Consider the following 11498-nt stretch of genomic DNA (forward strand, 5'->3'; position numbering starts at 1 on the left):
AGTCCGGAGGCGCGTTTGCCTCTGCAAACATGTGCTTTCCGGAAGACGTAATGGTTACTGCAGGGCATAGCGAGCTTTACGCGACAGACCCGTTACAGGTTTATCGTCGTGATGGTTGCCGGCGCGTAAACAGCGGTAGCGGATGGCAGGACGGCCTGTGCCGGTCACTGCATTGTGAAATGAACCTTCATCGTCGCGTCGTAGGCGCGTTTTTGTCGACGATATCTGCTTCCAAAGGTGAGCAGATGTACCACACTGATGTGTTCTCCCTTTCAGGCTGCAGGAGTGTTAGTTGCCACCCGAAGGCGATCCTCTCAGGCTTACGGATCATTGGTGGTCGTCATGGACGACAGTGTTACCCGGACATACTATCAACGGACATTCTGAACGGTCAACCGGAGGCGATAATGCATGTTTCAATCACGACAGCGGAATTTAACGATGGAAGGATGTGGCTGCAGCTGAGCGACGGGCGGACCCTGGGCATTCCGCTTGTTTACTTTCCTGTTTTAGCAAATGCTGGCGTTGAGCAGCTGGCAAAGTTCGAATTGAGTCCGCGCGGCATCCACTGGGAGGATCTGAACGAAGATTTAGCTCTTAAAGGGCTTTTGACCATTCACCCTTTGCAAAAATCGCTGCCTCGCATTCACGAAGGAAGGTGATTTTTTTGGAGAGTCATTAAATTTTCACACACATACTATCACGTGCCTTGTAATGCGTTTTAAGCGGTTTTACGCGTCATGAGTAAGGGTGGTCAGGAGACGTATAAAACGCATTAGCATGGATTCAGCTCGCTTAAATCAGAAAAAATCCCGATATCCCGGCAATTTAATTAGGATCTTGATAAATGGTTTAGTACGATGGATGAGCTGGCGATGTTTTAGGCCGCAAAAAAAAAAGCAGCTATCAGGTATTGGCCTAGGAACCGTATCACCTGATAGCTGCTACTCCCAGTCTGTTTTAGAGACTGAAAAAATTTGATGCCTGTGGTTTGCACCCACATGCAACAAATTGTGTTGCATTATTATGGTAAAGAGGAGCTTTTTTCCAGTGAAATTGCTCTGATTTATTGTAACTGATGCACATTTCTTTTCTCTGAAGCAGGCGAGCTCCCTCTTTGATGAAGGAAAATCGTCATGACTTCTCTATTATGTTTCTCAACCGATTTATTCAGTGTTTCTCTTCTTAAGGGAGACATGTATGCGTAAAATTTCAGACACTTATAGTGCAGTCTCTGCACGTGAAGAACTACGCAAGCGTTTTGATAGCAGTTCCGCTGCTCTCACTCGTATCGAGAAACTGAGCGATACATGTGCCTGTGCACTTCTTGTCATGATGGAAGGGTATACGATCACGACCACGGGCTATAGTGTTCCTGCAGACTACGGCGTTAATCGTGCGTCAGCAGTGATACATACGCTTGAACAGGCATTTTTCCCTGTCTCTAATAGAAGAATAGAAACCGAATCAGATGTTGGGAAAAAGGCATACCAGTCCGTATTCTTCATTACAGCTGAAGACAGGGAGAAAATGGAACTGAATCCTGAAGAGGTTTTCCTGCAATGTCGTCATATCTTAAGCCAGAAAAAATGGCACAGAGAGGTACAGGATATGAGGCGATTGCTAAAAGAATTGGGCCCAGAAGGGGTCAGAGAGCTGCTGGAGCAGGTAGCCAATGACAGTTCTGGGCCAGAAGAAAGCGCAAGCTAAAGAAAAACCGGGGCGATGCCCCGGTTTTTTATAAATGTAGATCCCAATTTGGTATTTAAGCTGCCGCGCCTGCCGGCGCCGGCCAACGCCTCGCGGTGGCACAGTAAACTGCGCCCCCGCTCGCCGTTCCCGGGGGGCTGCATCATACTTTTTCCGCCCGGCAATCATAAAAATGTCCCGGACGGTGAGTGCCTGTAACCTCGCTTTCCGGGCGTTGTGTCGCCTCGCGCCCGGACTTTTTTGCCGAAAATCCGGCCTTAGTGCCAACATCCGCGCGAAACCCGCCGCCATTCACTTTCGTGCATGCCTATGCACCTGCGCAAAACTTATCAGGGCGGTTTTTCAGGGTTTCGGGCAGGGAAAGGTGCCGGAAACGGCCCGCTCGCCTCAAAATGGCGCTGAGGCGGTTTCCGCGGTGCGGCGAAGAGATGTTATGGTAAATGCGAGTGACCTGCAGGTATGGCAGAGATTTTGCCGTCGGACGCCAGCCTGCCCGTTAACTTCACCCTGCATGAGTGATAGCATCGCCCGGTTTACTGGCATGCCTGATAACTTACAGGGAGCGTTTAATGCAATTAATGAGAATGACCTACGACGATCTGACTAAGGGCGGCAGCGAAGCAAAGCTGCACGTTTACGGCGTGGGCACCTTTCCGGTCTTTTCCGGCCAGAAGCCTTATACCAACGATCCAAACTGTACCTACAGGCCTAACAGCGCCATTCCGGTTGGGCGCTACTGGATCGTTCCGCGCCCTGAGGGCAGTATCGCGAACCAGATCAGAGGATGGGCCGTCGACACCTGGAACAGCTCAAATCATTCAGAGTGGTTTGCGCTCTTTAATTCGGAAACGATGAATGATTCTATCCTGATCAACGGCGTTGCCCGTGGCGGCTTCCGCCTGCATCCCCTTCGGCCGGACGGCTCCGGAGAAAGTGAAGGGTGTATCACCTTCGTGCGGCGTGCTGATTTCTACACGGTAAGGCAGGCGCTGATCCGGAGAAAGAAAGTTCGCGTGCCGGGTTCGCGAAACGGTTTGATGGCATACGGCTACGTTGAGGTTCAGGGAGAAAGTAACTTTGCAAACTGCAAAATTCGTTAAAAAAACAGCGGGATTTTTCGTCTGCTTTATTGTGGCCTTTATGGTGTCACGTTATGGGATGCCGCTCTATCCGTTGACGGCGTGGCTCGTTGAACATTTTTACCAAATTTTCAGCGGTTACCAGGATGACGTATATGAAGCCGGTACGGATCCGGTGACGTTTTTTTCTCTTATGACTGTTATCACGTTTTACGCTATAGCCATGTATTGGCTGGTAAAAGCGGCAGTTAAAAAAGTAAAACGTGGATAGACTGATTGCAGTAAAAGCCGGGGCGCTCTGTTGGTTTCTGATATCAGGTCGATAACAGGATTAACAACACCAGGTGCTTTACGGTAGTTCCTAAGAAAGTTCTCTTCAGCACCCCGCACGGGGTGCTTTTTTAACCTTCCCTGCAGTTCTTCTGAAAAATCAAAGCAATAACAGGTTCGCAAGCCGGATGTTATGGTAAATCTGGATAGCCGATGTTTAATTGATAGCACTAAGAATGATGAAGTGGTTAGTTTCATCTTTTTCGATTTTTTCAAAATGGACTGAAAGATTGCTGTTCTTGTCATTTCTAGATATCAGGCATGCAAATCCACTTTGAAAACTACATTTTAGTGTGTATGTATTTTGAACAGCGCTGCCAATAAAACCATCTAACCCTTGAATTAATGGGAGTAATGCTGTGAACTTTTCTTTATCAATAACAATAGCCATGATAAGTATACCTTTATGAAATTAAAATTTAATTTTTTATATGAAACTGCTAAATTATTACTGTAATAATCCGTTGGGCTTAGGGTGCGCACTCTGAAAGGTAAGGATTTTCTTAGATTAAATGAAAAATTAATTTATTTCACATCTTTTTGCTAACCTGTTGATTTTTATAATTTAAATTTGGCGGCGCACATGATGAATATGATTAAAGTCGAGCAAGTAAATCTTAATGCCAAGTGTTGGGTTGTTAGGCCAGGAACTGGGTATAAGTATACAAGCCAGTTTATCGAAGGTGGATTTATTGCAATTGGCCACTTAGATGATGTTGTTTTAGGTAATAATTCCGAGAGGATAAAATACAAAGACAGAACTGATTTGTACCTGGGCATTCCTGAACTTGAAAAAATGTCTGTAAATGTAAAGACTCAAGTTGAATCATTTATTTTAGATATGAATATTGGGGATGTCGTTTTTACATTAACGAATCGTCTTATAATTCCTGGTGTGATTAAAGGCGGAGTGTATTTTGACCCTCTCCCTATAAGGGTTTTCAGAGAAAAAAAGGAAGCATTTTCCATTAGAAGAACTGTTGAATGGGGAAGTCCAATCGACAGAAAAGAAATGCCTATACAGTTTTCAAGATCTCTTCTTGCTCAACAAACCGTATTTTCGTTAGGTGATTACTCCAGGGATGTATACCACTGGTTGTCATCATTCTTTATTACTAAAGACGGTTATTATAGCAGCTTGAGGATAGAGCAAAAAGAAGATATAAATCACCATGCTTTAAAGTCACTGTCAGAGGTTATTGATAGAATTCAAGTAGTATCTCTAATGTATGAGAATGCCAAAGGTGAGTTGGATATAACCCTTGATGAGATTAGGGTGCAAATGGAAATTATGGCAGATGCCGGAATGTTAACATTGACATCTCAGCAGATGCTTATGTCTCCAGGAGATTTTTGGTTAGGATTAAAAACCCCATCTAAAAAATCAGGTGTGCTTTTTATCTTGCTGATGGCAATGATTGTTAATGATGATATGAATGTGGCTTTTGCGGATGAAAATTACAAGGATGAAGTCTCCGTTGCAAAGCAACTTGTTGAAAAACATGGCGATACCATAAAGCAGAATATTAATATTAATAAAATTAAAGAACAGCTAAAGTTAAAGGCTAGAAAGCAAAATAATAAATTTGTTGAAGCTAACCCTAATGACTTTAGCGATGAAGACAAGCCTAAAGATATACCACCTCAAATATCAAGTGAGTGAATATGGTGTTTACAATCGCTGGAGTTGTTATTTTTGTTGTTTTTAGTGTTGTCGCTATACATTATATTAGTCGGATGTATTCATCTACGACTGGTAGGGTTAGCGCTGATGACTTCAATAAAATAGCACTGGCATTAGGCGCTATTTTAACAGTCGCATGGGGTTTTTTCACCTATGGAGCATTAGAACAAAGAGATAAAGCGAAAGCTGAGCTTGATGATTTGCAGGGTAGAATAAAAGATACGGAAACTACCTTTTTTTCTGTTGATGCCAGTGTAGTTAAAGGTGATGGGTTTTATTACATAACCCCAACAGTAACCATTAAGAACAGTAGTAATAAAGCTATTTATGTAAAGCTAGATAAAGACTCATTAAAAGTTACGAGAATTGTAGTAAAAAAAGACACTCCAATACCACTTTGTGAAATGTCACCTAGGTATTTTAGTTCGGTTAATAATGATGGAAACCCCCCTATAAATGAAATCACTGTACCCATTGGGGCAGAAAGGAAACTGGCTTATATAGTTTCCACTAATTACCCTGGCATGTATTACATAACTTTTACTGCTAGTGCCATGAATAGTAAAGGAGAGTTACTCTCAAAAGATTTTGCGGGTAAACCACTAAAATGGTTTTCAGCATCTTATTTCTATGTAAAGTAACAACGTATCATTAAGCTTGACGGGTATTTGCTATTAAGATTATGCTTGTAAACGAAAAAACCGACTGGGGAGTCGGTTTTTTCGAGGGTTCAGTAAGTTGGGGAACTTCTGAACCGTGGTAACAGGGTGTACAAGACCGCTGAAACCAAATTCTGTACTTCTAGTGTAGCCTTGGTTGGTACACTTTTTCAAGAACTCTCAGCTAGATAATCTTGTACACCCGTTACCGTTGGCTACCGCCAATGGCGATTTGTCGTGTCTGTTCAGGGTTGGACGCAAGAGAACAGTTACCTGAACATGACGTGGTAGTCGGGCTGAACGGGGAGTTCGTGCACACAGCCCAGCTTGGAGCGAACCACCTAAGCAGAACCCAGTGTCAGGCGTGGAATGAGAAGACGCGGCCATAACAGCGGAAAGACACGGGTACACTGTACGGTGGGAACAGGAGAGCGCACGAGGGAGCCGCCGGAGGGAAACGTCCGGCATCTTTAAGTCCTGTCGGGTTTCGTCCTTCTGATTTGAGTACCGGAAATCGGTGATTTCTGTGAAACTCGTCAGGAGGGCGGAGCCTATGGAAAACCGGGGGACCGGGGGGCCTGGCTCGGGGGGAAAGGGGGGTGCTGTTGACGTTGACCTGGAGGATGTATGTCCGGAAGATTGCATGTTGTATCTAAACCAGAGAAGCAGTTTCTCGATGACGCTGTGTTTGCGGCAGAGCGGGCAAAAGGCAAAAAGCTGTCCGGCCCCGAAAAAAAAGAGGTGCTGCGTGTGGCCCGTAATCAGCTGCTGGGACAGCGTGAGGCAGAGGCCGCTAAAAAGGCCCGTGCGGACGAGAGACAGGCCGCTGAGTTCGCCTGGAGCAAACCCAAGCCCTTTCGTCGTTAACCCGCAACGCTCGCCGCAGCGTTCGTCTGGCGCAGCCAGGGGAACCGAGGAAGCGTCATTTCACCCGTTCTGTGTCCGTGGCACGTTCACTCCGGAGCGTTTCTGTGTCCAAACATCATAAAACGGCCCTGAACATGGCAAAATTCATCCAGGGACAAAGTCTGCTTCTGCTGGAGAAGCTCAACGAGCTGGATTTGGATACAGAAGCGGACATGTGTGAACGGCTTCATGAGGACGCCGAGCGCCTTCATGCCGGCCTTCTGGCAAAGTTAAATCAGGAATAACGGTATCCGCATGGCAAAAGTATCTATCAGCGAGGCAGCCAGGCTTACAGGCAAAAGCAGGACAACGCTGCACAGGCTTATTAAAACAGGTGAACTGTCTACCTGCGCAGGTGTACGCAACTCAAAAATGATAGATATATCAGAGCTTATTCGTGTTTTTGGCGATATCTATTCGACTGTTGTTGAACAGCCTTTGGAACAGGTCTCTGAACAGCGTGTTACAGTATCTGATATAGCTAATGAACAGCTCGTTCATAGTCTGAAACAGGAAGTTGAACACCTCCGTACATTGGTTTCTGCTCAGGAGTCGCATATCGACAGCCTTAAGCAGTCCCTGCATCTCCTCGAACATAAAAAAGAGACAGCACTGCCCGTTTTGCCTGCCGGCAAATGGTGGCAGTTCTGGAAATAGCCGACTGACAGCACCTGCTTTTCTGGTAATTCTGGCCCCGACGGCGCGGTTGCTTTTGCGCTTCCTGCGACTCAGCTGGTATCTGTGCATCGGGGTGACGAATTGTTGAGTTCTTGCGAGGTTTCCCCAGGTCGCTGACCTGTTCGCGGCTTACGCCGGGGTGACTTGCGTCAGACTCCCTCCACACACCAGTCTCCTGGTGTCGCCATCGATACCGAGCCGATCTTTCTCCTTTCTTAATGAAACCTGCCTGCGGTCGCGCCGGCAGCGTTGTGGTTAAAAGCCCGTTCAGGGCGTATGAAAACACGTAATACGTGCATGTCAGATTGTGGAAATCGCCGTCAGGCGTTGTGCCGCAGGGGCTGCAGCGTGGTTTTTTCACGCGTCACTTTGTACCCGCCTCGCGGGCAGCAAAGTGACGCCGTTCAGTCCGGAGGCGCGTTTGCCTCTGCAAACATGTGCTTTCCGGAAGACGTAATGGTGACAGCAGGAATAGTAAGCTTTTCGCGACAGACCTGTTACAGGCTTGTCGTCGTAATGGTTACCGACACGTAAATACCGACAGCGGATGGCAGGACAGACTGTGCTCTTCACTGCCTTGTAAAAGGAACCCTCATCGTCGCGTCGTAGGTGCGCTGTTGTTGACGATATCTGCTTCCAGGGGTAAGCAGATGTACCACGCTTTGCGTTCTCCCTTTCAGGCTGCGGGAGCATGCTGTACAGCTACCCGAAGGCGATCCTCTCAGGCAGTGAGATCATTGATTGTCGTCATGGACGACAGGACTACCCGGACATACTATCAATGAGGATTCAGAACGGTCAACCGGAGGGTTTCATGGATTTTTCAATCACGGCAGCAGATTTTAATGGCGGGAATATGTGGCTGCAGCTGAGCGACGGACATACCCTGGGCATTCCGCTGGCGTATTTTCCCGTGCTGGAAAATGCCGGCGCTGAGCAGCTGGCAAAGTTTGAGCCGAGCCTTGGTGTTATTCACTGGGACGAGCTGGACGAGGATTTGTCTCTTGAGGGGTTTCTGGTGACACGACCGCTGCAGACAGTCCGGGTCCGTTTCGTTAAAAAAGCCTGACGCCCGGGACAGGATATGTTTTGTAGCACCGCCACGCTGCGCAGACGACAAAACAACGGGACAAGATTTGTCTCTGGAGTACCGCCGGCATTCCAAAGCAACTTCATCAGGCACAGCCCGATAACCTGAATTTCGTATGTACGAAATTTTCCTAGGATTCAAACAGAGGATAGAAATTGCAAAATGGCAGAATTTGCACCCAGCGTAAAACTGTCGCTGTTGGTCAAAACGCCATGATCTATAACTTTCCCTTTTTCTTCCCTAAAACATCTTTATAACTGGTATGCTCTATTAAAGGGCAGTTCTTTTATTTAGAATATTAACGAGTAAACTTTAACAGGATCATGAGGGTAAATTGTGACTTGGGTATTCCAGCAGAGTACAGGGGATTTGACGAGGAACGGTCATCTTGTTGCGAAAGGTTACGCAGGAAAAGGACCTGGTAAGTTCAACCCAAACATGGAGGGTACTCCAAATATTGGCCCCCTGCCTAAAGGAAAGTATTCGATAATCGGACATCCGTTTCATCACCCTCATACCGGTAACTATTCGATAAGGCTGCAACCAGATCCCAAAAACAATATGTTTGGGCGCGCTGGTTTCTTAATACATGGCGACAGCATGAAGCATCCGGGCATGGCCTCCAATGGCTGTATTGTTCTTCCGGGACCAATCAGACAATTGATATGGAATAGCGGTGATAAAAGCGTTGAGGTGGTTAGATGAAAGTAAATTTGGCAATAGTGGTATTGGCTTTTGTACCCCTTCTGGCTGTAGCGAAGCCTAAAGCACCTGACTGTCATTCATGGCCCATGAATATGACTGAAGGGTGGTTAAAAAACACGGGTATTGTCGATATACCAGATTTGGATGAATCAAAAACTGAAGTAACCCTGCTGTCTTCTGAAAAGAAAGAGAAAGACCTGTACACCCAAGTTTATCACTTTGTTTTCCATAATAAAAACGGAAAAACTTATGAGGTTATTACAAAAAGTGACGCCTCAAGCGAAGAGTGTTCTATGAGCGGAGTTAACAGTTATCTAATCTCCAAAAGTGATATAAATTATTGATTTTTAGCGTTTATTCAAGGTGTTGGTAGTTAATGTTAGAGGACAGTTGATGTTTTATAGAACAAAGGCCAAGTCTCGAGTCTGAGCAAGTATCGTAAATTTTAGTCGTTCTTACCCGAGCGATTCTAAGATGTCTCTGCCGCGCCTAACGGCTTGCCAGACGTATCAGGCCCGCACTGTTTACTGTGCGGGCCTGATACTGACCTGCTCCCCGTTGATTAATACACCGCGATGTTAGTAATGTCTTCATAAGCCACATGAGGACATCCCCATGAAGAAGCATTTTTCCGACGAACAGATCATCAGTATCCTCCGCGAGGCTGAAGCCGAGGTTTCTGCCCGTGAGCTCTGCCGTAAGCACGCCATTTCCGACGCCGCCTTTTACACCTGGCGTAAGAAGTATGGCGGTATGGAGGTGCCCGAGGTTAAGCGCCTGAAGTCGCTTGAGGAAGAGAATGCCAGGCTCAAGAAACTGCTTGCCGAAGCCATGCCGGATAAGGAGGCGCTTCAGGTGGCTCTGGCCAGAAGCGGGAAGCCGTGGTGTTGATGTGTGATGCGACCGGTCTGTCGCAACGTCGTGCCTGCAGGCTTACAGGTTTGTCCCTGTCGACCTGCCGTTATGATGCTCAGCGCCCGGCTGCTGATGCACATTTATCAGGGCGTATTACTAGCTGGCGCTTAAACGCAGACGTTTTGGTTATCGGCGCATCTGGCAATTGCTGCGTAGGGAGGGCCTTCACGTCAATCACAAGCGGGTATACCGTATTTACCACCTTAATGGACTGAGCGTAAAACGCAGACGACGCCGTAAAGGGCTGGCGACCGAACGGTTTCCGCTTCTTCGCCCGGATGCGCCGAACCTTACATGGTCGATGGATTTCGTTATGGACGCACTGGCCAACGGTCGCAGGATCAAGTGCCTGACCTGTGTGGATGATTTCACGAAGGAGTGTCTGACGATCACCGCTGCTTTCGGTATTTCAGGCGTTCAGGTCACGCGTATTCTGGACAGCATCGCGTTGTTTCGGGGCTATCCGGCGACAATAAGAACAGATCAGGACCCGGAATTTACCTGCCGCGCGCTCGCTCAATGGGCCTTTGAGCATGGTGTGGAACTACGGCTTATCCAACCAGGTAAGCCAACTCAGAGCGGATTTATTGAGGGTTTTAACGGACGCTTTCGCGATGAGTGTCTGAACGGACACTGGTTCAGCGATATCGTTCACGCCAGGAAAACCATTAACGACTGGAGGCAGGATTATAACGAGTGTCGTCCACATTCGGTACTGAATTATCAGACGCCATCAGAGTTTGCAGCACGGTGGCGAAATGGAAAATGTGAAGGTCAACAAACCGACATTACTAACTGACGGTTGTATCTAATCCTGGGGGCAGGTCATGTGAGCAATCAAGCCGTTTTAGCCTGTTTCTGTGTAGTCTTTTGTACTATGCACCGCACTAATCCAGGGAAACCAGATCCCACATATGCACCTACGCCCATTCTTCATGCAGCATTGATTTCCATAGGATAGGGCATTGTTTGCTTTGAAAACGTTGACGTAGGCATCCCGCTTGCGAGAGAAGGCGGACGGGTCCTGCCAGTAGGTTTTTTCGCAGCAGCGGCACGCTGTCGGTCAGCGCCTGTCGTAGCTGTTTCGGTTTTTGCGTCGTGCTGCTCCTGACCTTCTTTAATGATTTCTACCCGCAGCAAAGGCAGTTTCTCACCGGCGGTTACCTGACAGTGAGCCCGTAAACATTATCCAATTAGCAGGTAAAAATGCGGCACGCTATTCTGATGCAATAAATGCATTCGGCCAAAAATAGATCCTGAATGTCTTTGTCGGGATAGCATGAAGTTCGATTTTTAAAAGCATGTCTCGCAGCCGGGCAGGCAATGGCATGAAGGGCCGTCGTGCGCGCTTTTCAGCATTGATCAGCAATCAATAAGGCAGCGGAAATTGCTCTGATCAAAAGGAAATCCTGCGTAAGGCTGGCACCATTGATGATTCGCCCCAATAGGCAGAGAGCGTTTTCCTTTTATTATCAAATTCCTGATGGTATAAATACGCAATCCTTACCTATTCAATACTAAAAACTGACAAGCCGGGCCGTGATGAAATCTGATTTACTAAAAAGTGTGTAGGCCCTTCGCGGTCTGGCCGCCCTGAGCGTTATGCTTTTTCATTTTCGCTGGAATGTGAACAATGTTTTTCCCGGGATGGGAGACAAACTCTTTGGATGGGGAGCAACCGGAGTAGATTTGTTCTTTTTAATCAGTGGGTTTGTCATTACGTTATCGGCTAAAAAGTCCTT

Annotated in this window: 13 protein-coding genes and 2 pseudogenes; 14 read left to right on the forward strand and 1 reads right to left on the reverse strand. The window is 47.0% G+C overall.

From position 1 onward, the window contains the following. The 4 genes from RTK32_RS21340 to RTK32_RS12130 form a co-directional block, all read left to right on the forward strand. Positions 1–662 (forward strand): DUF2442 domain-containing protein (locus RTK32_RS21340; RefSeq protein WP_409451086.1); only part of this gene is annotated, 662 nt, incomplete at its 5' end. A gap of 538 nt (positions 663–1200) precedes the next feature. After that, a complete protein-coding gene (locus RTK32_RS12120) occupies positions 1201–1710 on the forward strand; it encodes a hypothetical protein (protein WP_312044259.1) in 510 nt (169 codons plus the stop codon). A 569-nt stretch (positions 1711–2279) separates the two neighbouring features. Further along, the gene (locus RTK32_RS12125) at positions 2280–2810 is read left to right on the forward strand and encodes a DUF2778 domain-containing protein (RefSeq protein ID WP_312044261.1); all 531 of its coding nucleotides are present in this window, start codon (positions 2280–2282) and stop codon (positions 2808–2810) included. After that, on the forward strand, positions 2788–3060 hold the full coding sequence (locus tag RTK32_RS12130; protein WP_312044263.1) for a hypothetical protein: 273 nt from the start codon (positions 2788–2790) through the stop codon (positions 3058–3060). The genes RTK32_RS12125 and RTK32_RS12130 overlap by 23 nt, the downstream gene beginning before the upstream one ends. Positions 3061–3276: 216 nt before the next feature. Here RTK32_RS12130 and RTK32_RS12135 read toward each other — a convergent pair whose 3' ends face one another. After that, the gene (locus RTK32_RS12135; protein ID WP_312044265.1) at positions 3277–3510 is read right to left on the reverse strand and encodes a hypothetical protein; all 234 of its coding nucleotides are present in this window, start codon (positions 3508–3510) and stop codon (positions 3277–3279) included. Positions 3511–3711: 201 nt separating this feature from the next. On the opposite strand from RTK32_RS12135, the gene RTK32_RS12140 reads away from it, so the two are divergent. The 10 genes and pseudogenes from RTK32_RS12140 to RTK32_RS12185 all read left to right on the forward strand — a co-directional run. After that, the gene (locus RTK32_RS12140; protein WP_312044267.1) at positions 3712–4782 is read left to right on the forward strand and encodes a hypothetical protein; all 1071 of its coding nucleotides are present in this window, start codon (positions 3712–3714) and stop codon (positions 4780–4782) included. Positions 4783–4784: 2 nt separating this feature from the next. Next, positions 4785–5444: a hypothetical protein gene (locus RTK32_RS12145; RefSeq protein WP_312044269.1), complete on the forward strand. Its 660-nt coding sequence runs from the start codon at positions 4785–4787 to the stop codon at positions 5442–5444. A gap of 645 nt (positions 5445–6089) precedes the next feature. Continuing rightward, entirely contained in the window at positions 6090–6329 is a 240-nt protein-coding gene (locus tag RTK32_RS12150; protein ID WP_312044271.1) for a hypothetical protein, read from the forward strand. Between the two features lie 104 nt (positions 6330–6433). After that, the gene (locus tag RTK32_RS12155; RefSeq protein WP_040126196.1) at positions 6434–6613 is read left to right on the forward strand and encodes a Rop family plasmid primer RNA-binding protein; all 180 of its coding nucleotides are present in this window, start codon (positions 6434–6436) and stop codon (positions 6611–6613) included. 10 nt (positions 6614–6623) lie between these two features. After that, positions 6624–7025 (forward strand): helix-turn-helix domain-containing protein, encoded by a 402-nt coding sequence (locus tag RTK32_RS12160; RefSeq protein ID WP_312044273.1) that lies wholly within the window; start codon positions 6624–6626, stop codon positions 7023–7025. Between the two features lie 712 nt (positions 7026–7737). Next, entirely contained in the window at positions 7738–8115 is a 378-nt protein-coding gene (locus RTK32_RS12165; RefSeq protein ID WP_409451087.1) for a DUF2442 domain-containing protein, read from the forward strand. A 357-nt stretch (positions 8116–8472) separates the two neighbouring features. Further along, positions 8473–8841 (forward strand): tlde1 domain-containing protein, encoded by a 369-nt coding sequence (locus RTK32_RS12170; protein ID WP_312044275.1) that lies wholly within the window; start codon positions 8473–8475, stop codon positions 8839–8841. Beyond that, positions 8838–9185: a hypothetical protein gene (locus RTK32_RS12175; RefSeq protein ID WP_312044277.1), complete on the forward strand. Its 348-nt coding sequence runs from the start codon at positions 8838–8840 to the stop codon at positions 9183–9185. The genes RTK32_RS12170 and RTK32_RS12175 overlap by 4 nt, the downstream gene beginning before the upstream one ends. Before the next feature lie 271 nt (positions 9186–9456). Continuing rightward, positions 9457–10555, forward strand: a pseudogene (locus RTK32_RS12180) (IS3 family transposase). A 785-nt stretch (positions 10556–11340) separates the two neighbouring features. After that, a pseudogene (locus RTK32_RS12185) lies at positions 11341–11498 on the forward strand (acyltransferase); the annotation flags it as partial.

The sequence above is a fragment of the Erwinia sp. genome (assembly GCF_031978025.1).
In the GTDB taxonomy this organism is placed as follows: domain Bacteria; phylum Pseudomonadota; class Gammaproteobacteria; order Enterobacterales; family Enterobacteriaceae; genus Erwinia.